Source organism: Variovorax sp. MSC1_012, from assembly GCF_023667525.1.
Lineage (GTDB): Bacteria > Pseudomonadota > Gammaproteobacteria > Burkholderiales > Burkholderiaceae_C > Variovorax > Variovorax beijingensis_B.
The window spans coordinates 189109-215969 of the sequence record NZ_JAMOZJ020000002.1; the positions used below are offsets into that span (position 1 = coordinate 189109).

13 protein-coding genes are annotated in these 26861 nt (G+C 70.7%); 2 read left to right on the forward strand and 11 right to left on the reverse strand.

The window, feature by feature from the left end; all coding sequences use genetic code 11:
* Positions 1-405: 405 nt before the first annotated feature.
* On the reverse strand, positions 406-1119 hold the full coding sequence (locus L1081_RS26335) for a cyclic nucleotide-binding domain-containing protein (RefSeq protein WP_489417582.1): 714 nt from the start codon (positions 1117-1119) through the stop codon (positions 406-408).
* Between the two features lie 158 nt (positions 1120-1277).
* Between L1081_RS26335 and L1081_RS26340 the strand changes: the two genes are divergently transcribed.
* Complete coding sequence (locus tag L1081_RS26340; RefSeq protein WP_489417583.1) at positions 1278-3458, forward strand: molybdopterin cofactor-binding domain-containing protein; 2181 nt, start codon at positions 1278-1280, stop codon at positions 3456-3458.
* 10 nt (positions 3459-3468) lie between these two features.
* Positions 3469-3927 (forward strand): (2Fe-2S)-binding protein, encoded by a 459-nt coding sequence (locus tag L1081_RS26345; protein ID WP_124961548.1) that lies wholly within the window; start codon positions 3469-3471, stop codon positions 3925-3927.
* Between the two features lie 24 nt (positions 3928-3951).
* Here L1081_RS26345 and L1081_RS26350 read toward each other — a convergent pair whose 3' ends face one another.
* The 10 genes from L1081_RS26350 to L1081_RS26395 all read right to left on the reverse strand — a co-directional run bounded on the left by L1081_RS26350 (position 3952) and on the right by L1081_RS26395 (position 26851).
* A complete protein-coding gene (locus L1081_RS26350) occupies positions 3952-4200 on the reverse strand; it encodes a hypothetical protein (RefSeq protein ID WP_489417584.1) in 249 nt (82 codons plus the stop codon).
* The gene (locus tag L1081_RS26355; RefSeq protein ID WP_489417585.1) at positions 4200-4742 is read right to left on the reverse strand and encodes a YbjN domain-containing protein; all 543 of its coding nucleotides are present in this window, start codon (positions 4740-4742) and stop codon (positions 4200-4202) included. Before L1081_RS26355 ends, L1081_RS26350 begins: the two co-directional genes overlap by 1 nt.
* A 25-nt stretch (positions 4743-4767) precedes the next feature.
* A complete protein-coding gene (locus tag L1081_RS26360) occupies positions 4768-5718 on the reverse strand; it encodes a peptidyl-prolyl cis-trans isomerase (protein WP_489417586.1) in 951 nt (316 codons plus the stop codon).
* The gene (locus tag L1081_RS26365) at positions 5715-6437 is read right to left on the reverse strand and encodes a hypothetical protein (RefSeq protein WP_489417587.1); all 723 of its coding nucleotides are present in this window, start codon (positions 6435-6437) and stop codon (positions 5715-5717) included. The genes L1081_RS26360 and L1081_RS26365 overlap by 4 nt, the downstream gene beginning before the upstream one ends.
* A gap of 10 nt (positions 6438-6447) precedes the next feature.
* Positions 6448-8235, reverse strand: a complete 1788-nt coding sequence (locus tag L1081_RS26370) for a putative porin (RefSeq protein WP_489417588.1) — start codon at positions 8233-8235, stop codon at positions 6448-6450.
* A 68-nt stretch (positions 8236-8303) separates the two neighbouring features.
* Entirely contained in the window at positions 8304-9002 is a 699-nt protein-coding gene (locus L1081_RS26375; protein WP_489417589.1) for an energy transducer TonB, read from the reverse strand.
* Positions 9003-9012: 10 nt separating this feature from the next.
* On the reverse strand, positions 9013-9426 hold the full coding sequence (locus L1081_RS26380) for an ExbD/TolR family protein (protein WP_125965608.1): 414 nt from the start codon (positions 9424-9426) through the stop codon (positions 9013-9015).
* Between the two features lie 12 nt (positions 9427-9438).
* Positions 9439-11244, reverse strand: a complete 1806-nt coding sequence (locus tag L1081_RS26385) for a DUF2341 domain-containing protein (protein WP_489417590.1) — start codon at positions 11242-11244, stop codon at positions 9439-9441.
* A 71-nt stretch (positions 11245-11315) separates the two neighbouring features.
* Positions 11316-12971 carry a ShlB/FhaC/HecB family hemolysin secretion/activation protein gene (locus tag L1081_RS26390; RefSeq protein ID WP_489417591.1) on the reverse strand — a complete coding sequence of 552 codons (1656 nt, stop codon included), beginning with the start codon at positions 12969-12971 and terminating at the stop codon, positions 11316-11318.
* A gap of 194 nt (positions 12972-13165) precedes the next feature.
* The gene (locus L1081_RS26395; protein ID WP_489417592.1) at positions 13166-26851 is read right to left on the reverse strand and encodes a filamentous hemagglutinin family protein; all 13686 of its coding nucleotides are present in this window, start codon (positions 26849-26851) and stop codon (positions 13166-13168) included.
* Positions 26852-26861: the final 10 nt, after the last annotated feature.

The window sequence follows — 26861 nt, forward strand, 5'->3', positions numbered from 1 at the left end:
GCCTTTTGTCTCGAGCGGCGACCCAAGTTCTATTGAACTGGGGGAGAGTTAACTCTTTTGCTCGGTAATCGCAGGAGATTTGCAAGGACATTAACTTACATGCGAAGACATGCAGTTACGCTGGCCTTCCGCACGATATGAAGCTGAAGCGCTCAACGATGATTTTTTTGACTGCTCTTGTCATCCTGTCTTCGGCGGCAGGGTGGTATGGCTGGGAGCGCGGAAAGCAGTCACGACAAACGGCCGCGGAAGCATGCAGAACGCAGTGCCACCCATTGCCCGGGCAAATCGAGGGCGAGAAGCGGATTCCCAACGCGCCCGAAGGGTGGCGCAACTACCCCGTCCTTCCAAGATGCGTGTGCGGGTAACGTCCGAAACGCGCGCTCCCAAACGGCACTGGCACTCTCAGGCGCGAGGCGACGGCGACACAGCGCCTTCCTCACCAAGGTAGTTGCGCAGGCCTTCAAGGTCTATCACCTCGACACCGCCGTGCTCCACCCGCAGCAGGCCTGCGCGCTCGAGCGCATGCAGTGCCCGGTTGGCGCGCTGGCGCGAGACCGCGGACAAGAGGCCGATCTCATCCTGGGTCAGGCGTATGAAACTGCTCGCCTGCGGATAGAGGATCGGGTCGAACAGGCTGGCCAGGCAGCGTGCGATGCGCGCGTCAGGGCCCAGCAAGCGGTCGAACTCCATGAGTCCGATGAACAGGCTCAGGCGGGCATTGATGTGCGACAGGAGGAACCGGTCGAAATCGAGGTTCGTCGACACCAGGCGTTCGAAGGTATGGCGCGGCACGCAGGCCACGCGCGTCGGACGCATGGCCACGCCGTCGTAGCGCCACGGGCCGGGCTTCAGCAGCGACCCTTCGCCGGCCCAGCCGCCGGAAGTCACGCCGGTGAAAGTGGAGATGCGGCCATCGGCCAGCGAGAGCGACATCTTCACCAGGCCCTCGATGACGCCGAGCCAGAGATCCGCGGGCTCGCCGCGACGCATCACGAAACCGCCGGCCGGCACCTCGCGCTCGTACGACTCGCGCACCACGCGGTCGAGCTCCTCGGCCGCCAGGGTCTGCGCCCACAAGCTCTCGCGGAGCATGCTCTCCATGGCCTTCGACGGCATTCGTGTTTCCTCGCTCGCTGGCCCGCTCTTCCACTCGCGCCGGCCCTGCGTGGGGAGGTCTGTGGGCGCGTAAGGAATGTCTTCAAAAAGACATTTTTGGCGCGGCGATCATGCCATATTGGCCCCCGTTCGCCACAACCATAAGACAGGAGACAAGGATGGAACATCCGGAATCCGGCGCGGGCCCCACGCCTGCGCCATCTCATGACGAACCGCCCGGCATGCGCCGGCGCAACCTGCTGGGATACGCGGCCTCTGCGCCGCTGATCTCGGCCGCCGCGGGACTCGGCGGCCTCGCGGCTCCTTCGTCGGCGCGGGCCGCGATACTGCCGATGACCCCGCCCGACACGACCGACCTGATCGACATCGGCGATGCGGTGACCGTGACTGCGCTGCCGACCATGCCGCTGGTCAAGGTGAACAAGCTTGCGAACGGCCGCGTCCGGCTGGAGCTGCCGCGCTTCGAATCGGGCCAGGGCATCGCCACCGCCGCCGCGATGATGCTGGCCGACAAGCTGGGCTTGCCGCTGAACGCGATCGAGGTCGGCTCCGCCGACGCCAGCCCGGAGTTGCTGTACAACCAGCTCACCGGAGGCTCCTCGAGCGTGCGCTCGCTGCATGCCGGCATGCCGCTGATCGGCGGGCTGGCCACGGGCTCCGCCAACGCGGTGGTCGGCCAGCGCGTGACGCGGCTCGACGCGCTGGACATCGTGACCGGACGCAAGAAGTTCACGCTCGACCAGGCCGTGCCCGACGCGAAGCCGACCATGGTGTGCCGGCCGCCCACCATCAACGGCAAGTTCGTGCGCATCAACAACACGACCGCGGTGATGGGCATGCCCGGCGTGCTGGGCATCGCGCCGATCCCCGCCACGAACGGTATCGTGCCCACGCCGCCCGGCGTGGCGGTGATGGCCGAGACTTTCGGGCAGGCCTGGGCCGCAGTGAACGCGCTCGACGTCACCTGGACCGCGGGCGCGGTCGCCGGCGAATCCAACGCCAGCATCCAGCAAAAGCTCAAATCCGCGCTGCTGCCCTTCCTGCTGCCGCCGCTGGGCGCGTTGACGGTCGAGGGCGAGTTCGAGTTCGCGGCGGTCTCGCACTGCCCGATGGAAACGGAATGCGCCATTGCCGACGTACGCGCAGACCGCGCCGAGATCTGGTCCGGCCTGCAGAGCCCGATCGTCACGCAGCAGGCAGTGGCAGCCGATCTGGGCCTGCCGCTGGACAAGGTCAAGGTGCATGCCGTGCCCTCTGGCGGCTCCTTCGGGCGCCGGCTGTTCTGGGACGCGACGCTGCAAGCAGTACAGATCTCCAAGGCGCTGGGCCGGCCCTGCCGCCTGATGTACCACCGCACCGACGACATGCGCCACGGCCGCGTGCGCCCGCCCATGTTCCATCGGGCGCGCGCCACGATGCTGCTGGGCCAGGTCATCTCTTTCGAGCAGCGCATCGCCGGAGTGCGGCTCGATACGCGCCACGGCTTCGGCGAGATGCTGGGCGCCGCGGCCATCGCGCTGCCCAACGGCTTTCCGCAGACGGTGGGCAACTTCGCCATCGAGCAGGTCATGTTCAAGACCATGGTCACTTCGCCGTACAACTTCGGCGTCACCACCAAGCTGCTGACGCCGGTCGCGATGGACATCAACACCTGCTCCTACCGCTCGGTTCACATCCAGCCCTCGCGCCTGGTGGAGGAGATCCTGGTCGACGAGATGGCAAGGACGCTGCGCAAGGACCCGGTCGCCTTCCGCCTCGAATACCTGCGCCTGCCGCGCGCACGCGCGGTGCTGAAGGCCGTGGCCGAGGCGGCGCAATGGGGCAAGGCCATGCCGCCGGGGTTTGCGCAGGGCGTGGGCGTGCACCAGGAGTCGAAGTCCTTCACCGCCTGCATCGTCGAGATCGACGCGCGCGTGCCGGCCGACATCAAGGTGACCCGCGCCACCATCGCGATCGACGTCGGCACGCCCATCAACCCCTCGGGCATCGAGGCGCAGATGCAGGGCGGCCTGTGCGAATCGATCTCCATCGTGCTGACGGCCGGCCTGCACATCCAGAACGGCCTGCCGCTGGAGGGGAGCTACTCGCAGTACCACTTCGCGCGCATGAAGAACTACCCGAAGGACGTGAAGGTCATCATCATGCCCCCCAGCAGCGGCGAGCCGATCGGCGGCCTGGGCGAGGTGGGCCTGTCGGCCAGCTCGGGCGCGATCGCCAACGCCTATGCGCGCGCCACCGGCAAGAAGCCGCGAAGTTTTCCGCTGAACTTCCCCGTCGATTTCACCCCCATCCCCCCGGGCAAGCTGCCCACGCCGGTCACCGTGCCGGTCCCCGCCTGAGGAGTCCGCCATGCCCGTGCAATCTTTCAAGGTGAACGGCGGCCACGTCGACGTCGAGGCGCCCGACGACATGGCCCTGCTCTGGGTGCTGCGCGACAAGCTCGGCATCACCGGCCCGAAGTACGGCTGCGGCATCAACGTGTGCAAGGCCTGCACCTGCCACGTGGACGGCAAGGCGGTCACCGCCTGCTCGACGCGGGTGATCGACGTGCGCGGCCGGCAGGTGACGACCATCGAGGGGCTGGCCAACGGCAACACGCTGCATCCGGTGCAGCAGGCCTGGATGAACCTCGACGTGCCGCAATGCGGCTTCTGCCAGCCCGGCCAGATCATGGCGGCGGTCGACCTGCTGCGGCGCACCCGCAACCCCACCGACGCGGACATCGACGCCATCGAGAACGTGTGCCGCTGCGGCACCTACGGCCGCGTCCGCGAAGCGATCAAGGCCGCTGCGGCGATGATGGGTTAGCAGGTCGGCGGCCGCGGAACCGGCTCAGGCTTCCGGATGCTTCCAGGCGGGCAGGGTCGCCCGGCGCGCCGCGTTGAGTTCCGCCATCGAGATGTGCAGTTCGGCCATCGTCTGCACGAGCAGTTCCAGCAGCGCCGCACGCTGGCGCTGCCGAACGGCCTCGGCGCGGCGCGCACGCAGCGCCTGGCGCACGGTGGCCTGGATGGCCCGGGCCGCCGGCGAATCGTGCAGGTGGTCCGCCGCCGACGGGCGGGGTGCGGCGCTCGTGCGCATCACGCAGCGGCGGCCACACCCTGGACGGCCGCGCCGGCTTCGGCATTGGCGGCATCGCCGCGGGTCTCGGCGGCCGGGCCATAGTTGCGCAGGTGCAGGAAGAACTCCCCCATCATCTGCATCCAGAGCCGCATGGCGAACGCGAGATACGGCGCAGCCACGCCGCCGGCAACCACCACGTCCATCTCCAGCACCACGAAGTCGCCGTGCTGCGCCACGCGCGCGAAGCGCTTGGTACGGTGCCACGATGCCAGCACGGCGTCGGGCAGCGTGCCGCCCTGCACATGCAGCGGGCAGCTCAGGGTGAAGTCGGTGTACTGCGTGGTGGTGACGGGGTTGCCCCACAGCACCTGGAAGCCGATGCCATGGCTCGCGCTGTGAAGGCGCACCACGCCATCCTGCTCGATGGTGGTGACTGCGGCGCCGGCGGCCTTGATGGCGTCCGACACCTGCTCGGGCGTCACTGCGTCCAGCAGGTCGTGGTTCTGCGCGGCAGCGGCATCGTTGCTGCGGACTTCGGTGTTCGTCTGAGTGTTGTTCATGTGTGTGACCGTTGGCTTGGGTTGTTCAGTTCGTCTTCTTGAGCGCGGCATCGAGCGCCGCGGCGTCGATGCTCAGTTGGGTGGCTGGCGCAAGCTGGGCCAGGTAGGCCTGCACCAGCTGCTGCTGCCGCTGCTGGCGCAAGGCGGCCCGCAGTTGCGGCTTCATCTCGTCCAGCGTGGCGGTGCGCGCGGGCTGGATGCCGAGCAGCTTCACCACATGGAAGCCGGCCTGCGCCTGCACCGGTTCGCTGACCTCGCCGACCTTGAGCCTGGCCACCGTGTCGCGCAGCTCGGGGAGGATGCGCGCCAGCGGCAGGGTGTCGACCTCGCCGCCGCGCTCGGCGCTGCGCTTGTCCTGCGAGCTCGCGCGCGCCACGGCGGCGAAGTCGCCCGCGCGGGCCTGGCGGGCGAGCTTGCCCGCCTCGTCGCGCACCTTGGCGACGGCGGCCGCATCGCGCTCGGGCGCGGCCAGGTAGATCTGCGCCACGCGATAGGCGGCCGGCAGGTTGAAATTGGCCTTGCCCTGCTCGTACGCCGCCTGCATTTCCGTTTCGGAAGGAAAAGCTTCCGGCACCTGGCTCACCGATTCGAGGTAGCTGGTGGTCACGATGCGCGCGGCGATCTCCCGCACGGCGGCATCGACCTTCGCCTTCACCTCGGGCCGGTCGGCCCAGCCCTTGGCGCGAGCGTCGCGCAGCAGCGCTTCGCTCAGCAGCCGCTGGCGCAGCCAGCCATCGAGGCTTGCGCGATCGGCCTTGACGGCTGCGCGCTCCGCCTCGGGCAGCGCCTGCAGCAGTTTCTCGACTTCGTCCTGGCCGACCGTGACTTCGCCCATGCGCGCGACCACGCCATTGCCTTGCGCCGGCGCCTGGGCGGCGGCCACGCCCACCGACGAGACCAGCAGCACGCCGGCCGCGGCACGCAGCCCCTGCATGAGCGCGGCCGATGAAGAGGATGAGGATTTCCTGCGTTTCATTGCTTCTCCTGGGTTGCAGGCACCGCCGAGGCACCAGGTGCCGGCGCGTTCACCGCGCGCACATCGAACTTGCCTTCGTACAGCTTGTCGCCGTACTGCTGCGCGATCTGCTCGAACTTGACGCGGCTCTGCGCGGCGAAGGGCTGGCGCGATGCGAGCACGCTGCCCAGGTCGACCGTCTCGTAGGCCCGCAGGATCTCCTGCCCGACGGCGTAGAGCTGCGCGTTCTTGGCCTCGCACTGGGTCAGCGCAGTGCGCTGCGTGGCGGCTTCTGTCGTGAGCCGCTGGCGCTCGGCCTCGGCGGCGCGTGCCATCTTCAGCAACTCGTCGTAGGCGCCGCGGTACTGCGCGATCTGCGCGCCGGCCTTCTCGGTCGTGGCCTGCGCCTGCTGGCGCAGCTGCTCGGTGCCGGCGCTCGCCTGGCTGCGCGCATGGCGCTCGGCAGCCAGCTGGGCCTGGCTCTGGGCCAGCTCCTTCCTGAGCGCCTCGAGGTCGGACTTCGCCGGTGCGGCACCCGCCGCCGCAGGCGCGGCCGTCGGCTGCCCGGCCTTCAGCGCGGCCAACTCGTTCTGCGCCTGCTGGAGTTGCGACGTCGTCACGCGCAGTTGCGCGCGAAGCCGCTCCTCCATACTCTGGCCCTGCGGCTGCTGGGCCTGCGCCATGCCGGCCGTGCAGGCCAGCATGGCCAGCACCAGCGCCGGTAGAATTTTTCTGGACACGGCGGCCTCCTTAGAAACGCGCATTGAATTCGAGCTGCAGGGTGTCGATCGACAGCGGCGGTCCGTAGACTTCCTTGGTCGAGATCCAGCGGCCGGTGAACCACATGTTCTTGTCGATCGCATACGAGCCGCCCAGGAAGTAGCCGCGCGCGTTGGTGCCGCCGCCGTGGAAGGTCGAGTCGTTGTAGCCGTCGGGCATCGCATCGGGCTCGATGCGCTTGTAGCCCGCGAGCACGTTCCAGTCGCCGCGCGCGGCCGGGGCCGGCTTGCCGTAGGTGGCCTGCAGCATGTAGGCATTGCCGCCGCTCCTGAAGTCGCTCTTTGCCGTGCCGCCGGTGGGGCCGAAGTTGTTGACGATGGCGCCGCGGATGCCCGCGCGGTTCCAGATGTCGTTCGCGTCGTAGGCGGTGTTGCGCACGAAGTTGGCGTCCAGGCGCAGGTTGTTGCCTGCCACCGCGGTGTCCCAGCGCAGGTTCAGGTCGATCAGGCGGAACTTCGACGCCAGGCCGACGTATTGCGGCTGCAGCGTGCCCGCCGGATTGAGCGGATCGAGCGAGATGTCGCGCAGCAGCATGAGCGTGTTGCCCTTCTGCATGAAGGCCGGGCGCGACCAGTCGGTGCTGCAGCCGTCGGCACCGGCGTAGAGCGCGCAGGGCTGCGACACCTGGCCGTTGATGTTGCGGAAGTTGTAGTACGCCAGCGCCCCGCGCACGCGGTTGTCGTCGTCGATCTTCCAGTCGGCGCCAAACTGCGCGCCGAGCAGCCACTTGTTCTCGCTCTTCGCCTTGTCCTGGCTGCGGCTCGGCGAATTGTCGGACGAGTATTCGAGCGGTATCAGCCCGAGCGTGCCGAAGAGCGAGAGGTCCTTGTTGGACGCGAGCTTCTTCTCGAACTGCGCGGCAATGCCGTCGAAGTTCAGGTCGCTGGAGTACACCAGGTCGGTCGACATGAACGGGTTGCCGAAGCGGCCGGCCGTCACGGTCAGCCAATCCACCGGCTTGTGCGAGATCCACATCTGGTCGAGCCACACGCTCTTCTTGCCGAGGCCGCCGCCCAGCGTCTGGGTGGTCGAGACCGGGCTCTCGTCGCTGCCCGAGGCCAGGCGCACGCCGGCCTTGGTGTTCTCCGAGAGGTCGGCGTACACGCCGAGCCGCGCGCGGGCGCGAAAGAGGTTGCGGCGGTCCTGCCGGGTGTTGAGGATCGAGGGCAGTGCGAGGTTGGTGTTCGGGTTGACGTCGTAGCCGCTGCCCCTGTTGAGCTCAGGCCAGTTGATCTCGATGTTGCTGTTGTTGCCCGCGTAGCTGCGCGATTCGTTGCGCACGCGCACATCGCCCTCCACGCGGATGCGCTTGCTCCACTCGGGGGTTTCGTTGGGGGCGGCCCAGCCCTCATCCTTGGCCTGGGCCATTACTTGCGCCTTGACCTCGTCGCGGATCTGGTCGCGCACGGTCTGCGAGATGTAGGGCACGCGCACGTCGCCCGCTTCGAGCCGCACGCCGCCAGCAGTGCTTGCCGATGCGGCCGTGGCGGAGGCCGCCGCGCGCTGCGCCTGCTGCTGCGCGGCCATGGCTTCGGTCTGGGCCTGGGCCAGCAGCGCTTCGCCCACGTCCTTGGCAAGCGTGCCGCTCTGGATCAGGCCGCGGATCAGCTTGACCATGGCGGTTTCGGCGGGCGCGGCGGCCTGCGCCTGGGCGCTCGCGGCCGCGAAGACGAACACGGAGGCCACGGCCGCCGCGAGCGCGCATTTGCGCAGGGTCGGCATGGCGCCCCGGCTCTGGATGTTGTTGAGATGATTCATCGCTTCGTTCACTGGATTGAATGGGACTGGCAGGGCGTCGGCACGGGCTGCGGTGGTGGCCGCTTCGGTCATGGCCGGCGCCCCTTCATGGACACGCGCATCGGAAAGCGCAGCGAAGCCGGCGGCTTCTCGTCGACGCGGTCGAGGTTGCGGATCAGCGCGAGCACGGTGTCGTCGATATCGCTGGTGCCGGTGCCGCGCACCAGCTGGACCCGCGTGGTCTTGCCGTCGGCCCCAAGCCACAGGTCGATCTGGATGTCGTCGAACACCAGCTGGCGCGTGCGCGGATCGCGCGACAGGGCCTGCTGCAGGAGGCTCGAGACGTAGCGCGCATACGAGCCGCTGCCCAGGCCGCCGCCGGCCCCGGTGCCGCTCATGCCGCCGCCGCTGCCGGCCTGGATGCCGAAGGCGTCGTTGCCCGCCTGCGCGGCGCTGTCCATGGTCACCGGGTCGCCCAGGTCCTTCGAAGGGCTGGGCGGCGCGTCGTCCTTGGGCGGCTCCAGCGGCTCGACCGGCTTGGGCTCGCGCTCGACCACTTCGGGCTTGATCTTTTCCGGCTCGGGCTCGGGCAGCTTCTCGGGCTCCGGCGGCGGTGGCGGCGGAGGTGGCAGCATCAGCATCGGCGCATCGGCCACCACGCGCTTGGTGCTCGCGGTGTCGGACAGCAGATGCCAGACCAGGGCCACCAGCGCGGCAAGGACCGCCAGGCCGATGAGCACCCCGCCCCAGCGGCGCCAGAGTCCGGAAGTCGGATCGCGAGGTTTCACGCTCCGCCTCTCACTTCTGCTTGCCGGTCACGAGGCCGATCTGGTTGAGCTCGATGCGGCGCAGCAGGTCGAGCACGTCGATCACCTTGGCGTACTGCACGCTGGCATCGCCGCGCACGATCACCGGAAAGTCCGGTGCGAGCGCCTTCTCGGTGCGCAGGCGCTCTTCGAGCTCCGGCAGCGTCACCGGATAGGCGTCGAGGAACACGTTGCCCGCGTTGTCGATGGTGATGGCTTTGGTCTTGGGCTTCTCCAGCGCCACGGAGGCGCTGGCCTTCGGCAGGTCGACCTTGATGCCCGGGATGCTGGCGTTGCTGGTGAGGATGAAAATCACCAGCACCACCAGCAGCACGTCGACGAAGGGCGTGATGTTGATGCCGCCCGTGCGCTTGCGCACGGCGAACTTGGCTGCACTGTTTGCCATGGCGTTGCGGCCTCAGGCGCGCTTGGCGACAGCCACCGGCAGCGAACGGCCCTCGCCCTGCTCTTCCGCCAGGCGCGTGACGAACTCGTCGACGAACACGGCCATGTCGGCGCCGATGGCGTCCGAGCGCGAGGCGAGCCAGTTGTAGCCGAACAGCGCGGGAATCGCGACACCCAGGCCGGCCGCGGTACACAGCAGCGCGGCCGCCATGCCGGGGGCCACCGAGTTGATGTCCACCGCACCGGCCATCGCCGCCACCACGAACACCAGCATGATGCCGATCACGGTGCCGAAGAGGCCCACGTAGGGCGCGCCTTCGATGGTGGTCGAGAGCCAGTTCATGCGCTTGGACATGCGCTCGGTCTCGCGCACCATCACGCCGTCCATGGCGGCGCGAATGGCGCCGATGGTGGCGCTCGACACGGCGCTCAGGTCGTAGCCGCGGTCATGGCGGCGGCGCATCTCGTCGATGGCCACTTCGTACAGGCGCCACAGCGACGAGTCGGCACGCACCTCCTGCGGCACCGTATTGCTCACGGCCAGGCGGTCGAGCGGGGCACCGGCTGCTTCGCGGAAGTGCTCGATGAAGGCCGCGTTGGCGCGCGAGGTGGCGCCATAGCTGCGGCCCTTGCCGATCATGATGGCCCACGACAGCACCATCATCAGGCCCAGCAGACCCACGACAATCCAGGCGTCCAGCGGCATCGCGGCCAGGATGAAGCCGAAGTGGCTCTTGCCGGCCTGCTGCTCGTCGGCGCCGAACACGGTGAGGCGCGACTCGGCGCCTTGCGACACGGCATCGGCCAGCAGCAGCGCGTCGGCGCGCGCCACCTTCGAGAACCGCACTTCGTCGATCGCACCGGTGAACGGCGCGAAGGCAGCGGCAGCCTGCGCACCTTGGGCAGCGGGCGTGGCGGCCGGGGCGTCAGCGCCAAGGGCACCCGCGGTGTTCAGCGCCGGCAGCCGGGCCGCCAGCGACACCGTGGGCCGGCCGCCCACGTACAGCGCCAGGCTTTCGCCCTCGGCCTTGACGGCCAGGTGCGACCACTGGCCAGCCTGGATCGGCTGGCCGGGCGTGCTGCGCTGGCCGTTGACCTGCACGAAGGGCACGCCCTGGTCGATGCCGACCACGAACTCACCGGCGCCGTCGCGGCGCGCATAGATCGCCTGGCGCGCGCCGAGCTGGTCGGGACGGACCCAGGCCGAGAACGTCAGCGCGCCGCCGGCCTGCACGGAGAGCGATGGCGTCGCGGGCAGCATCAGCGGGCCGCTGCCCAGCTGGGCGCCCTTGCCGATCACCGTGCCCTCGACCGGCACGGCCGCGGTCTGGCCGTTGTTGCCGTAGGCCGTGGTGTCGCGCGGCGGCACGGCGGCTTCGGCGAAGTGGTAGACCAGCGTGTAGTCGGGGTCGAAGCTGCGCTGGCCGTTGCCCGATGCGGGAGCCTTCGGATTGCCGTAGTACATCCACAGCTTCTGCGGCGTTCCTGCCGAGACGTTGGGCACGTCGACCCAGATGAGCGCCATGCCCAGCAGCGGATCGAACTGCTCGATCTGGTGGTTCAGCACGGTCTTGTCGTCGGCCGCGACAAAGCGCAGGTCGGCGCCGGTCTCGCTCACGCCCTCGAACTTGAAGTTGCCCGTGTGCAGGCGAACCAGCACCGGCACGCGACCGGCGTCGCTGCCGATGGCTCCGGCCTGCGGACCGCCGTCGATGGTGACGGGTTTGCGGTAGGACCACTCGGCTTGCCACCAGGCATGGGCCAGGCCCGGCAGGAGCGTGCTCAGCAGCGTGAGCACGATAAAAAGGATGCGTCGCATGACAGGGTTCTCCGGAAAGCTCGTAGAGAGAGACAAGAAATGAAGGAAATGGAAATTCGGGGCTGCGGAAATCAGTAGCTCGCGGTGAGGCTGAAATTCACGCGCGTGTCGTGCTTCTTCGTGCGCGGACCGTCGACCAGCGGATAGCCGATGTCGACGCGCCCCGCGAGGTACTGCCCCACCTTGAAGGTGGTGCCCAGGCCCACTGAATACAGCGAGAAGCGGTCGCCCTGCTCGGGCAGCGGGCTCTTCAGGCGCAGCCGCGCCGCATCGGCAAAGGCATAGACGCGCCAGTTCTCGACCGTGCTGCCAAGGAAGCTCAGCGGCTGGCTGCGCAGCTCGAGCGAGCCGACCACGCCGTAGTCGCCGGTGGCTTCGGCCGAGAGATAGCCGCGCACCGAGTTCATGCCGCCGCCAGCGATCTGCTCGCTCGACACCAGCGGCGAATCGGTCATCTGGCCGTTGAAGCGGAAGGCCACCTGCTGGCCGCCGTCGAAGGTGTGCGTGCCGTTGAGGTCGGTCTTCAGCACCATGAAGCTCGGCGAGGCCTTGTAGCGCTTGTAGTCGAACGCGGCCCAGTCGCTGCCGTACTTGAACGAGCTGCTGGTGCCCACCACCAGCGAAATGCCCACACCGTACTGGCTCTTGTCCGATTGCCGAAAGCCCGTGTACGACAGCGTGATCGGCGCGTACTTGAGCGGCACGGTGTCGGCGCTGCCGTTCAGGCTCAGTGCCTCCTTGTTGTTCTTGAAGTCGACGCCCACGCTGAACGCGTGCCACCAGTTGCCCGCATTCGGCACGGTGTAGGTGGCCTTCAGGCCGATCGAGTGGCCCTTGCCGAGCACGTCGGTGCCGCCCACCGTGGCCACGTTGCTGTCGGACACGAAGGCGCTGGCCTCCAGGCTCCAGTTGGTGCCCGGCAGCGGCGCGGCATACGAGGCCGAGATCACCTGGGTCTGGCTGAGATCCTGCGGCGCGCCGAAGAAGCTGATGGACGCGCTGTGGCCCAGTTGCCAGAGGTTGTCGTGGCCCAGCGAGGCGGTGGCGCGCAGCTTGCGCGTGTCGGCGCTGTAGTCGTTGTTGAGGCCGACGCTCGCGCGCCACGGGCTCGAGTCCTGGACCTTGAGGTCGACGTCCATGGTGCCCGGCATCGCGCCCTGGCGCACCAGCGGCATCACCTGCCGCTTGGGGCTGCGGTTGAGCGCAGCAAGCTCGGTCTGCGCCTTGTTGAAGTCGGGCACGCCGCCCTCCTTCAGCGCCGGCACCTGGTCGCGCACGTCGAGCGGCGAGTTGTACTCGGCGCCCACCACGCGCACGCGGCCCACGCGGGTCTCGTTGACCTGCAGGAACACCACGCCCTGCGTCACCTGCTGCTCGGGCAGGTCGACGTACACCGACTGGTAGCCCGCCGCCTGGTAGGCCGCGAGCAGCGCATCGCGCGCGGCCTCCACGTCCTTCAGCGTGCGCTCGGGCCCCAGGAACGGTGTGACCGCCTTTTCGATGGCGCGGGCATCCAGCACGGTGTTGCCGCGAACGATGTACTCGGCGATGTCGACCTTGCGGGCCGGCTCTGTGCCGGGCGAGGCGCCGCCGGCCGCCGTTGCCGCGGGGGCCACGCTCGCGGGCGGGGACGCCTGGGCAAAGGCCGCCTGCGCGCCCATTGCCACCACTGCCAGCCACACCGCTCTCCAGCACATCGGTGGGCCGTTCTTCTTCATGTCATGCATTTACAGCTCGGTTCTCAAGGATGAAGCTCGCTTGCAGCGGCTCATGATGGAGAGCCTTCATGTCGCTGCTGCGTACCGTTACCTAGACGCGTGGCGTACGCAACGACTGCCGTTTGTCACGAAAACTTCATCAAGAAAAAAAGGCCTCCCGCGCGGGAGGCCTTGGGTCGCGGGTTCGCGCCGCCGGTGGCTCATCAGCGCTCGAGCCCGCCGCGTTCGCCCGGGGTCAGCGACTGCATCTGCGCGGCCGTCAGCGTGCCGGCGCCGAGCACCTGCACCACGCCCTGCGGGTCGTAGGCGGCGCGCGAGTCCCGCGGGGGCGGCGCGCTGCTGTTGCCGCCCTCGCCCGCGCCTTCGTTCCCGAAGCCCAGCACGCGCACCGTGAACACCGAGGGCAGCGCCTGCCGCTGCGCCGCGCGCTCGCGCTGCACCGCATCCTGCGCGGCGGTGGCGGCCTGCGACGCCGCCGCGCTGGCATTGGAGAGCGCGCCGACGTTCACCGCCGCCACCACCGGAATGCCCACGGCCTCGCCCTTCACCTGGATGTTCTCCGCGTTCACCACGCGCAGTGCCGCCAGGTTCACGTTGCCCGAGACGCGGATGCCGGCCTCGCCCGCATCGATGGTGCCCAGCGGCGCGATCAGGTCGATGTCGCCCGGCGGCACCTCGGGCACCGGGTTCAGCGTGGCAATGCCCGCGCCGGTGTTGGGCGTGGTCGGCGACAGCGTCACCAGGCCCACGTCGTCGTACACGCGCCGCTGCGGGGTGTAGACCACGGTCGACTTGGAGCCGCGGCCCGCGTTGATGTCGCCCTGCGCGGACCACGCGAGGATGTTGCCGCCGAAGGTGGTGAAGACCCGGCTCTGCCCCAGCAGGATGCTGCCGTTGGAGAAGATCTCGATGTCGCCCGCCCCCTGCGTGAGCACGCCCGAGCCCTCGCCCGGCACGAAGCCGCCGTCCACGCCCACCAGCGTGCGCCCGCCCGGCACCATGACGCGGATGTCGCCGCCGAAGTTGGTATGGATGCCCGCGTCCTGCACCTGGTAGTGCGGCGTCTCGTAGGCGGGCCGGCCGAGGGCGATCCACTCCGCCTCGGTGATGTACTTCACGCCGGGCTTCGGGCGCGTCGTGGGCACGGCGTTCGTGCGGTCCTCGTAGTAGAGCGCGCTGCTGAACATCGTCAGGTCGCCCTGGTAGTCGATCGCCCTGCCCTCGGCGTCGTGCGCCGGGAACAGCGTGGCGATGGCTTCGCGCCCGCGCAGGTAGCTGCCCTCGCGCGGTCCGCCCGCGGCGTTGTACTCGCGGCCTGCGGCCTTGAGTTCGGCGTAGTACACCGGGCGCAGGAAGGCGCGCTGCTGCTCGGCCGGCAGCGCCGCGAAGAAGGCGCGTGCGTCCATCGAGGCGGCGTCGAAGCGCAGGCCCAGGCCGTTGCGCTTGCCATCGCCGAAGCGCTCCTCGAGCCAGTTGACCAGGTGCAGCTGGCTGCGCTGGCCGTACTCGCGCTGCAGGTCGCGGCTGGGTGCGCCGCTGCCGGCGGCGTCCCCGGCGCGTGCGCGGTCGATCTCGGCCTGCTTGCCCGCCAGGTAGGCCGGCGCACCGGCCTCGTCGCCACCATAGCCGAACTGTTCCTGCAGCCATTGCGCAAGCGTGAGGCGGCCGCTGTACACCGCCACGGCCTTGCCGGGCTGGTCGGCCAGTGGCCGGCCCGCGTCGGCCAGGTTGGCGGGGTCCAGGTAGCGCGCCGCAAAGGCCGAGAAGTCGAGCCCCCGGGCGCCCACGCCCGCGGCCACCGCAATGCCCGCGCCGCCGCTGCGCTCGCCCGGCGCGGCGTTCCTTGCGACCGCGCCGATGCTCTTGAGCTCGCCCTTGTCGGCCAGGTACAGGTCGCGTCCGGCCGTCACTTCGAGCAGGCCGGGGCCCGCCACGTAGAAGCTGCCGTAGCGCACGTCGCGCCCCGCAGACACCACGGAGACGTCGTCGGGGTTGTTGTGCACGATCAGGTTGCCGCGTGCGCTGCCGAGTTCGACCGCGACCGGCTTCAGCGGCGCGCCGGCATCGGCGCGGTTGATCTGCGTGGTCCAGCCGAGCGCGCCGACCGGCGCCTCCTCGTACTCGCCCAGGCCGGTGCCCGCGTTGACGATGTCGCGCCCCGCGCGCAGCGCCACCGGTCCGCCGCCTTCGTACCACGTGGGCAGATCGCCGGCCGCGCCGTCGGAGCGGCCGCGGTAGACGACGGCGCCTGTGCGCACGCCGATCAGGTCGCCCTCGAGCGCGTAGAAGCGCGCCGGCTGCTGGCCCGGCACGCTGTGGCCCGACACGCTCGGCGACCCGAGGCTGAACAGCGGATAGACCTGGCTGCCTTCGCCCGGCCGGAACGGGTTGAGAAAGACGGTCGGCGCGAGCGCATCCGGGCTCACGTTGCTGAGCTTGCGCATGCCGAACCAGGTTTGCTCGAGGCTGCCGCTGAAGCCCGGATTGAACGGGCTCGGCAGCTCGGCCGGATCGGCACCCGACTGCGTGAAGCTGTAGCCCCCGGCATAGACCGAATCGCCCGCCATGAGCTCGAGCTGGCCCGCGCCCGCGTGGGCGAATTGCGGCCCCGCCGGCGGGGGCGCCAGCATGACGCCGGTGCCCGGCTGGATCGGCTTGTTGGTGCCGTCCACGGCGCCGGTGATCGAGTTGCCGTAGTAGAGACTGCCGCTGGCCGCGACCGCGCGGAACATCGAAGGCATCACGAAGCGTCCGTCGGTCGGCTGGGCGTCGCCGCGATCGCGGTAGCCGGCGATGGCGCTCGACGGCACCAGGTTGCCGCCCGCGCTGAACAGGTCGATGCCGCTGGCCGGGGTCCACAGCGAGAACCAGCTGTAGCCGTCGCCCGGGCGCTGCACGCCTTCGCCCACGAAGGGCGTGCCGTTGTTGAACTGCGCCACGCGACCGGCATCGGCCACGCCGCCCAGCACCAGGTCGCCACGCGCGTCGATCTGCACCGCGGCATCGCCCGGCACCAGCATGGGCCCGCCGCCCGCGATCGACGAGGTGGCGGTGTAGACCTGGTAGGCGCGCGATTCCTCGGGGTCGGCGCGGTCGAAGCGCAGCTCGATGCCGCCGACCGAGCCGGCCTGCATGCGCAACGCGCCGCGCAGGTTGACGAAGGTGCTGTTGAGGTCGGGGCGCGCGCCCTGGTAGGTCGTCTGCGGCGTGATCTCGGCGCTGTTCGGGAACGCGCGCAATTCGGCCACCGGATTGAGCCCGCCGCCGATGCGCACGTCCAGGTCGCCGCCCCCGGTGAGCGCGAGCTGCTGGCCGTCGGCCGAGACGCGGCCGGTGCCGCCCACCACCAGGTTGAGGCCGGTGCTGCGCGGCACGAAGTTGCCGGCCAGGTCCATGCGCCGGGTCAGCATGCCGGCGTCGCCGCCGGCCTCGAGCACGAGGTTGCCGCCGCCGAGGGTGCCGATGCCGGTGAAGCCCGTCATGAAAGGCACGGTGCCGAACAGGTCGTAGGCGGTGGAGGGACCGGGCACGTAGCTGCCGAAGTTGATCCACCATGCGGTGGGCACGCCCTCGCTGCCGGCCACCGCGCTGCCGGTGCCCTGGCGCCACAGCCAGTTGCCCACGTCGGTGCTCGCGCCCATCGGGCGGATGGAACCGATGGCGTCGGAACGCGGCTGGCCCGGCCGGCCGATCAGGTCGCCGCGCACGTCACCCTGCGCGCGCACCAGCACGTTGCCGCCGTGCTCCGGATACCACGCGCGGTAGAGGCTTTGCGCGCCGCCGTCGACAAAGGGCTCGTAGGCCGTGCCGTCGGCGCCGAGCACGGTGTCGCCGACCCGGGCGCGCGGCAGGTTGTAGGCCGCGGCAACGCCCCTGGCCTGCGTGCCCGCGGTGTACACGCCGTAGGGCGAGCTCATGGTGAAGTCGCCGCCCGCGAGCAGGTCGAGGTCGCCGGTGCCGGTGCGCAGCACGCTGAAGAGCTGCTGCGTGGCCGGCAGCGGCACGGTCTTGGGCAGCTCGCCTTCGGGCGCCCAGGTCACGAGGTTGCCGAGGCCCATGTCGTTGAACCCCAGTACCGCCTCTTCGCCGCCCCATTCATCGACGTTGATGAGGGTGCCTGGCGCATAGCCGATCTGGTTGAGCGAATCGCCCATCCAGTAGAACTGCCCCGGCACGCCCGGCGTCGGCAACTGCAGCGCGAGGCCGCTGCCCATGCCGTAGTGCGTGTCGGCCAGCAGCAGCTGGCCATTGGCATGGCGCGCACGCAGCGCGCGGGTGTCCGCGGCCTGGGTGTCGGCACCGGCCACGAGCCGCATCGACCACGACTGCGAGCCTTCGGCCAGCATCGGCGCGAGCGCCAGGTTGCGGCCCTGGTCGCCGCTGGCATCGGCCGGGCGCAGGTTGACGAAAGCCACGTCGCCCGGCAGCTTCACCACGGTCTCGGCGGGCACCACGGCGCCCTTGGGCAGCTTGAGCGAACCGGCCAGGATCACGCCGTTGGCCGGCTGGTCGGGCAGGCCGTCGCCGTCGTAGTCGGGGCTGGGCGTGTCGTTGATGGCGCCGGGCGGGAACGGCAGCGGCACGCCGGCCGGCCAGGTCATGGCCGCGACGCGCGCGCCGCCCGGCAGGCGGTTGCCAGCGTCCAGCTTCATGCCGCTTTGCAGCGTCACGGCCGTGGCCAGCACGGTACCCGCCGCATGCAGCACCTTGCCCGACGCGTCGCGCACTGCGCCGCCGAGCACGGTGCCCGCGGGCAGCACGTAGTCTTCGGCGAGCGTGGCGGTCGTGGCCAGCACGGTGCCGGCGCGCAGGCTCATGGCCTGCATCGGCAGCGCGTAGTTGAGCGTGCGGCCCGGCTGGAAGAAGGTGCCCTCGGCCAATTCGACCAGCCCGCCGCGCGGCACCACCACGTCGCCGCCCCAGGGCACGCGGCCCTTGATCAGCACCCAGCCGCGGTCGCTCGGCGTCGGCTGCAGCGCCGAGGTGTCGAAGCCGTCGGTGATGCTGCCGTACACGTTGAGGTTGCCGCCCGCGCGCAGCACCAGCGCGCCCGCTTCGCCGGAGCCGTGCACGCCGGTCTGCGGCGTGTGCGGGTTCACGCTTGCATAGCGGTGGCCCGACAGGTCGATGTCGCCGTCGATGTGCAGGTCGCCGTCGGGCGTGGCACTCACGATGGCCACGCCGGGGCGCAGGTGGAAGGCGTCGCCGTAGGCGCGCAACCCCGCGAGCCGGGTGTTCATCAGATCGCCGTTGCCGCGCACGTTGCCCATGAAGGCCACGCTGTCGGCATGCTTGGCGTCGAGGTAGGCCTGGTTCACCACCTGGTAGGGACGGCCATCGGCCGCGGCGTCGGTGCCGGGTTCGGCGTCCTTGTAGGTCCAGAAGCCGTTGACGGTGACGGCGCGCGCGCCGTCGATGCGCAGCTGGCCGCCCGCGTCGATGGCGATGTCGTTGCCGCGCGCACCGCCCAGGCGCTGCGCGCTGAGTTCCACCGTGCCCAATGCCTGCGCCGTGCCGTCGGTGCCGGCGCGCACGTCCATGCGTGCGCCGCTCTCCAGCACGAGGCGGCCGCTGCCCGCGTCGATCTCGATCATGGCGCGGTTGGGCGCCTCGATGACCTGGCCATAGCTGTCGGTGCGCATCACGCGGCTGTGCGCGTCGAGCACGGCCGCGCCGCCGATGGTGACGCCGTCGCGCGCGGCCAGGCGGATGCTGCCGGCCTGCTCGCCGCTCGCATCCACCATGCCGTTGACGGTGAGCCGGCCGCCGTCCACCGACACGCTGATCTCGCGCGCCCGGAGTTCGTCGCCCACAGCCAGGTCGCCCTGCTTGAGCTGGAAGCTGCGGCTGCCGATGACGCCGCCGTCGGTGAGGCGGTGGTTCAGCCCCGCGAAATCGTCGATGTGCTGGCCGCGGATGTCGGCGCCGCCGGCCGCGTACGGCACGCGCGTGCCGCCCGCGTCATACCCGCCGCTGCTCGCGCCCGCGATGGTGCCGTGCAATGCGACCGTGCCGGCGCTCTCGCCCAATGCCAGCACCGTGAGCTTGCCCGCGCGGTTCTGCTCGGCCGACAGGTCGATGCGCGAGCCGGCCGACTGCCGCACGTCGCCCGCGCGGCTTTCGAGGATGGCGTCGCCGCCCCAGCTGTACTTGGGCACGTCGAAGAAGTCGATCCGGCGGCCCGCGAGGTCGAGCTGCGCGCCGTCCTCCAGCCGCAGGTCGCGCCCGGCCGAGGCGGTGAGCTTGCCGCTCGGCAGCGCGATGCGGCTGCCCAGCGTGAGGTTGCCGCCGGCGTCAAGGCCGATCTCGGCGCCGAGCGCATCGGCCAGCGCCTGGCCCGAGAGCGCGGGCGCCACGGCGCCGGCCGGTGCCGCGAGCACGATGTCGCCGCCCGCCTTGATCCTGTTGACCGAGCCGGCCTGGCCGGTGAGCAGCGGTGTCTGCATGCGCAGGTTGCCGCCGGTGAAGGCGTAGCCCTTCAAGGCATCGTCCCAGGCGCCCTGCGACTGGTAGACCGAGAGCGAGCCCGTGTGGTTGGCTGTGATGCGCTCGCTGGCATTGAACACCACTTCACCGAACCCGAGGATCAGCCGGTCCACGCCGTGGATGGTGTCGGGCCGGCTGCCGGGACCGTAGCCGAATTCGATCTGGTTGGCATCGATCTGCAGCCGGCCGCTGCCCGTGCCCGAACCGCCCGCGGCTACCAGGCCCGGCGAGGTGGTGGCGCCGTTCCACACCAGGATGCCGGTGTGGATGCGCGCCAGCGCGTCGGCATCGCCCGCGCCGTAGATGGCTGGCGCGCCGAGCACCAGCCGCTCGAGCGACGAGCGGCCCGTCGCCGGGTCGATGGTCGAAAGCTCGACCGAGTCGTGGAAGTTGACGGCGTCGCGCGCGGTCAGCACCAGGTTCTCGAGCGCGGGCGCGCCGCTCGAGGTGTCGCCGCGCAGCAGCCGGTCGAGGATGCCCTGGTTCAGCGTGAGGCCCGGCGGCAGCGCGTTGCGCGCGGCCGCGTCGGCCAGCGCGGTCTCGCTGCCGACGTTGATGCCGCCCACCGACAGCACGAGGTTGCGCGTGCCGTAGCGTGCCGCGTCGCGCAATTCGAAGCTCTGGTCGGTGGAGGCCGCGATGGTGCCTTCGGAATAGAGCTGCGCGATGCCCCGGCACAGCGAGCCGGTGGCGCAGGCGCCGATGTCGATGCGTCCCGCGCCGTCGTCGGAGCTGCTGAATTCCGGCGCCAGCAGGTCGAGCCAACCGTTGGACACCGCCAGCACGCTGGACGTGCCCGGCGCATAGACGAAGCCGTCACGCGAGTCCCAGGCCGCGCGGCCGCGGCCCAGCGTGTTGATGCCCGCGCCCTGCTCGACCACGATGCCGCCGGCCTTGGTGTTGGTGACGAGGTAGACCTCGCCGGCACGCAGCACCGCGCCTTCGCGCAGCACGATGCTGCCGGCACCGGTGAGGAAGCGCGCGATGTTGGCGCGCTGCGAGCTGCCGGTGTGGTCCGTGTAGGCCACGTTCGGCAAGCCCCCGATGCCCAGGCGCGGCGCGCCGATCGCATTGAGCGCACTGGCGTGCACCGAAACGCCAGTGAAGCCTGGCGTGGGTGCGGCGCCGTCGGCCAGCAGCTCGTAGTCCACGCGGTAGCCGCCCGCCAGCAGCGCGCTGCCGCCGAAGCCGCCGGCAGCCGGCGTGTAGTCCACCTGGCCGGCGAAATGCAGCGCAGGGGCCTCGCCGATGGCACCGAGCCGTTCGGGCGCGGCCAGGTCGAAGCGCAGCATCTTGGCGTCGCGCTCCAGCAGCGGCCGCGGCACGCCGTTGCGCTCGGCCTGTGCGATCGCGAAGCTGGCGTAGCTCGTCTCGTTGTATTGCGAATAGCTGCGCAGCGTGTCGGCCGGGGTCAGGAACACTTGGGTGGGCAGCGTGTCGCGGATGGCAGTGCCTGCCGTGCCGAACTGCGCGGCAGCCGCGTAGGAGCCGTTGCGCATGGGCACCGTCACGCCCGCGGGCGGGAGGTTCGGCGCCAGGCCGTTGAGCTCGACGCGGAAGGCGCCGGGCAGCAAGGCGAATGTCGAAGGCAGCAGCGTGTAGGTGCCTGCGGGCAAGCCCGGCACGCCCGCACCGATGGTGATCTGGCGGCCCAGCGCCGGATCGCCCGCGCCGTGCTCGTTGACCAGCGGCGCGTAGCCGGCCTGTGCGCCGGGCACGATGGCATACACCGGGTTGGTGGCCAGCCCCGGCAAGGTGAAGCTGCCGCGCGCGCTGGTCTGCACCAGCGGATTCATGCGCGCGTCGGTCGAGCCGCCGCGGCCCACGAGGAACGCGGCGCCCGTGAGCTCGCCGCCGCCGCTCAAATCGAGCACGGCGCCTTGCTGCACATTCACCGCGTGCGCGGCCAGCGTGACCGAGGGGTCGTTGCCCACGCCCTTCCACACCACGTCCTTGCCGTCATGCACGTAGCTCAGCCCGTCGAGCGTGCCGCCGTAGGGCATCGTGAGGCCGTTGGCGCTGACCGAGGTGACGCTGCCAGGCAGCAGGTTGATCCGGCCCGACAGCACGGGGGCCGCGACCGCGCCGAGCACGATCTCGCCCAGCGGCGCGCGCACCACGCCGCCCTGGTTCACGGTGGCTGCGGCAAAGCTCAGGCGGCCGAACACCGAGTAAGGTTGCGCGGGCAGCGCGGCCGAGGGATCGATGCGCTCGATGTCGAGGCTGCGCGCCGGGTCGAACTCGCGCTGCAGCGTGCCGTATTCGTTGAATGCACCGCGCTCGCCCACCACGAAGCTGCCGCTGTCGTTCATGGCGGGGTAGATCTGCGAGGCCGCGAGCGTGAGGCTGCCGGGCGTGTAGAACGCCGCCGCCTGCGACAGGCGCAGGTCGCCGCCCGTGCGCATCACGGTCCGGTCGAAGGCCAGGCGCTCGACCGCGAGCGGATCGCCCGCGTTCTGCACGATGCTGCCGCGCGCACCGATGTTGAACTGGCCGACGATGTCGATCAGCTGCGCATCGAGCGCCAGCCCCGAGCCTTCGGCCACCAGCGGCACGCCGAGCGCGCCGGCACCGGCGCCGCTGTTCTGCGAGCCGCGCACGGGGTTCGGCATGAGGTGGCTCTCGGCCTGGCCGCGGGTGCTGCCCGCGAGCCGGATCGAGGGCGCGGCCAGGCGCACCTGCGCATCGATGGCGCTGCCTTCGGCCAGGCCGATGGCACTGGCCGCGAGGTGCAGGCTCTGGCCCAGGCGCAGGTCGACGCTGCCGTCGAAGCTCACGAGGCCGTTGGCCAGCAGCGAAAGATTGTCGAAGCCGCCCGCGGCAATGCGGTCCACGCCGATGCGCGCGCGGCCGTAGGCCAGCGCGGCCTCGCGCTCGCCGGGCGCGAGTTCGCCCGAGAGCCCGCTGTCGCCCTGCACCTGCGCCAGCACCAATTCGCGCGGCACGCGCACCGCGTCCTCGACGTTGATGCCCTTCAGGTCCTGCCGCCCCACGGGGCCGTAGTTCGGTGTTTCGAGGTTCAGCGCCAGCGTGCCGCCGGCGGCGCCCGCACCGCCCGCCGCGGCGCGCATGTCGCCGTCGAGGAAGAGCCCGCGGTACGAGCTCAGCGCGATCACGCCGCCGTCGGTCGCCACCTCCCGCGTGCCGTGGCCCGGCACGTCGAGCCGTGCGGCAGCGCCCGAGGCATCGAGCCGCGCGCCGGGCCGCAGCACCACGAAGGCGTCGGCCGCGTCGACCTCGCGTGCAGCGTCGACATGGGCCGCGCCGATCTCGATGCGCCCGCCTTCGCTCACATGGCCGTAGCTGCGCCCGCGCGCATCGACGGCGGTGGTGGCGCGGCCCGCGGCGTCGAGCACGGCCTCGTCGCCGATCCAGATCGACGTGGCATTGGCTGCGCCGGATGGCCGGTTGGCGTCGTTGCCGGTGCCGAAGGCGCCCGGCAGCACGCCGATGCGTCCGCCCCAGGCGTTGAGCGTGCCGTCGATGGTGATCTGCCCGTTGCCCGTGAGCGTGAGCGAGCGGCCCGGGTCGACCGAGATCGTGGCGCCGCGGCCCACCACGAGTGGGGCCTGGCTGTAGACCGAACCCGCGCCGAGCGCCAGGTCGGCGCCCGCGCGCTGCGTGAGCACGCCGGCGAGTGGGTCTTCCTGCCACAGCGGCGGCAGCCACGGCTGCAGCACGGCCGATGGATCGGCGCCGGTGGTGGCGGCCAGGGCCGCCGCGGGGTCGGCACGTAGCACGGGCATGGCCACGTCGACGCGTGCGCCGGCGGCCACCTGCACGCCCTGCTGTGCGCTCACCGCGTAGCGCGAGAAGCCGCTGCGGAACAGGCCGTCGTCGAGCACCAGCAGCGGCTTGACCGCCACGTCGGTCGGCAGCCGGTTGCCGGCCATCAGCAGTGCGCCCTCGCCGAGCACCACGTCGCGCGCGAACGGCGTGCCCGCGGCGACGGTGGCGGTGTAGTCGGGCACCGGCATGCCGTGCGGGAACGCATCGGCGGGCACCACATAGCCCGGCGCCATCGTGCCGTTGATGTTGACCAGCTCGGTGCCCGCAGGCACGGTGCTGCCGCTCGGGTAGAAGGTGCCGTTCCTCGCGTAGACGTAGACGTATTCCCAGGCCACGGTCGCGGCCGGCACCACCCAGTCGACGGGCAACGTGTAGCTGCGCGTGGCGGTGAACATCGGCGGCACCTTCAGCGCCTCGCCCGGCGCCACGGTGTTGGCGATGTAGCTGAAATCCTGCGGCAACACGGTGCCCGCGGGGATGGTGAAGGCCTCGGCCAGCGTGAGGTGCACCGGCACCGCCTCGCCCGCCGTGAGCCGGCCCGCATGCGTGAGCACGCCGCCGCCGATGGCCACGCCGATGCCGGTGTCGATCGTCAGCGTGCCGCCGCCCTTGACGCCGTGGCCGCGCAGCGTGCCGTCGAGCAGCAGCGCGCCCGCGCCGCGGCCGGTGGTGTCGTCCTGGCCCGAGCGCAGCGTGATGTCGCCGCCGCGCCCGCCTTGCATCGAGGCGCCGGCCATCAGGGCGGCGCCCGAGGAGGTGTCGATCACCGAGCCGGCATGCAGCCGCAGGTCGCCGGTGCTGGCGATCGAGACGCTGCCGCCGTTCATGTACGGCAGGCCGCCGATGTCGGAGGGATTGATGCGCAGGTTGGTCCACAGGCCGCGCGTGTCGAGCATCGCGCCGGCGGCCAGGTCCACGCCCGGCGTGTAGCCCTCGGGCGGCGCCGCGGTGACCGGCTGGTCGAGCCAGTTCGTGGTGCTGCCGGTCTGCAGACGGCCGACCATGTTGCCGAGCGCGATGCGCCCGCCGCGCGCGGTCAGGTCGGCGTTCACCTCGACCTGCGTCGCATGCAGCGCGATGCTGCCGCCGGGCGCCACCGCCACGTCGGCGTCGACGCGGATGCCGCCTTCGGCATAGGCCCTGAAACCGCCCAGGCGCAGGCCGCCGAGCCAGCCCGCGTCGATGCCGATCTTGCCGTCGAGCTCGGAGGGCAGCGCGTCGTCGAGCTGCAGGTCTTGCGCGATGCGCTGTACCGCGCCGATGTCGATGCGCTCGGCCATCGCCTGCGGGCTGTCGCGCAGCGCGCCGGTGGCGGCATCGGCCGCCGGTTGCAGCCGGCCGATGACCAGCTGGCCCGCGCGCGGTGCCGCGTCCTGCGACTGGCGGTAGCCGTCGAGTCCCACATCGGGCGCATTGCGCTGGCGCTCGCCCTGGAACACCGTGGCCTCGATGTGGCCTTCGAGCACCGCCGACCTGGTGCCGACGATCACGCGGCCCGCGTCGCGGCCCACGGTGTAGCCGTTCTCGAGCCGCTCGCGCGGGGCGATCAGCGGGTTGTAGAAGAACTCGGTGGTGTTCTTGCCCCAGCGCTCGTGCGGGTTCTCAAAGCCGCGGTAGACGCCGTCGTAGAGCATGTCGCCGGGCGCGCTCGACAGGTTGTAGAGGCGGCCGTCCTTGCCCTTGAGCCAGCTCTGCCTGAGCATGCCGGTCTGCACGTCGAGCGAGCCGCCCGAGACGTTGATGGTCGAACCGGCGCGCGTCACGAGTTCGCCGCCGCCGAAGGCCACGGTGCCGCCAGAGGCCGCCCATTCGCCGATGCCGTGGCCGCCGGTGTTCAGGTAGCCGCTGACCTCGAGCAGCCCGCCGCCGGTGTACCAGCGGTCGGTGGCATAGCCGTTGGTGCCGGCGGGCACGCGCACCAGGTAGCGGCGGTCGATCCAGAGATTGGCGTTGTTGAGGTTCCTGCTGTCGCGGTTGCCCGGCGCATCGCGCTGCTCGTTGCCCTGGACGTTGACCTCGACGTTGTTCGACGCCATCGCCACGCTCACGCCCACCGCGCCCGCGACGTCGATGGCCGCGCGCTCGGCCAGCTGGATGCGGCGCGCCGCATTCACGTTGACCTGCCCGCCGGTGGCCAGCGTCATCGAGTCGGACTCGAACGCCACGTGGCCGCTGGAGGCGATCTGCACCAGCGACTGGTCGCGCCGGTTGTAGGCGCCGTCCGAAAGAAGGGCCGATTCCTTCACGAGCGTGTCGCGCTGCACGTCGAGTGCGGTGGCGTTGCTGTCGTCGAGCAGCACGGCGCTGACGCTGCCGGGCGCCAGCGTGACGCGCGCATCCGCATCGCCGGCCGCGCTCAGGTGCAGCGTGCCGCGCGTGTTGACGCTGGTGCTCGAAACCAGCACGCCCGCTTGCTCGACCGTGTGGCCGGTCAGGGTGATGTCGCCGGTCAGCGCCTGGATGAGGCCCGTGTTCGAGACCCGGCCTGCACTGCTGCCCTCGTTGCGCGCCACCACCACTTCATTGCCGCGCGTGCTCGACTGCTGGTTGCCATCGGTGCCCAGCCCCTTGCGGATCACGAAGCTGTCGCCGGCCGCCAGCGTGGTCTGCCCGCCTGGCGTGACGATGGTGCCGCGGTTGTGCGCCTCGCGTCCGGCCAGCAGCACATAGCCGCCGCCCTCGGTCACGGATTGCGGCTTGCGCGTCTCGATGCGCGCGCCCGCCTCGACGATCACGTCGGCGGTGGCGTTGCCGTTCGTCGAGCTCGTGGGCGTCGCCATCAGGTCGTTGGCCAGCGTGGGCACGTGGCCCGTGCCCAGCGCCTGGCTGTAGATGCCGCGATTGAACTGCGCATCCGTCATGCCCACAGCCGAGGCCAGCAGGTTGCGTGTGTTCACCTGGCTGCTGCCGCTGAACACGATGCCGTTGCGGTTGACGACCATCACCGTGCCATCGGCCTCGATCTGCCCCTGGATCTGCGACGGACGCGCCTTCGGGTCGTTGACGCGGTTGAGCACCGCCCAGCTCGGCTGCTGCTCGAACCGGAGCGTGGTGTTGCGCCCCACGTTGAAGCTTTCCCAGTTCAGGATGGCGCGCTCGCCGGTCTGCGTGACGGTGACCTGCGTGCGGCCGCCGGGCTGTGTCGTCTGCACCGGTGCATTCGCGTTCGCCCAGCCCGCCGTGAGGCTCGCGGTGTCGACCCGCAGGCCGCCTTCGGCAAGGCCGTCGGGCACGCTCTGCCCACCGGCGAGTGCCGCGCGCCGTGCGGCCTCCTGCGCGGCCTGCTGCGCCGCGATGCCGCGTGCGGCAAGGTTGAGGTTGCCGATGGAGCGCTGCAGCTGCTCGTTCGCGCGCTGCTGCTGGGCCTGCGGGCTGGTAAGCATCGATGCCGGCATGCCGTTGGGCAGCCGGCCGGTGGCGATGGCGGCGTTCTGCGCCATGTTCTTCTGCGCCATCCATGCGCCGCTGAAGGCTTGCTGCGCATGCGCGCCGGTGGCCGTGGCGCCGGCGGCCAGCAGCAGCGCGATGGCATGGACCAGCGGTGTGAGCCGGACCTCCGGAAAGGAGAAGGATGGATTCGTGTGGCGCCGGGACACCGTGCTGCTGCGTTGCATGCGGACTTCC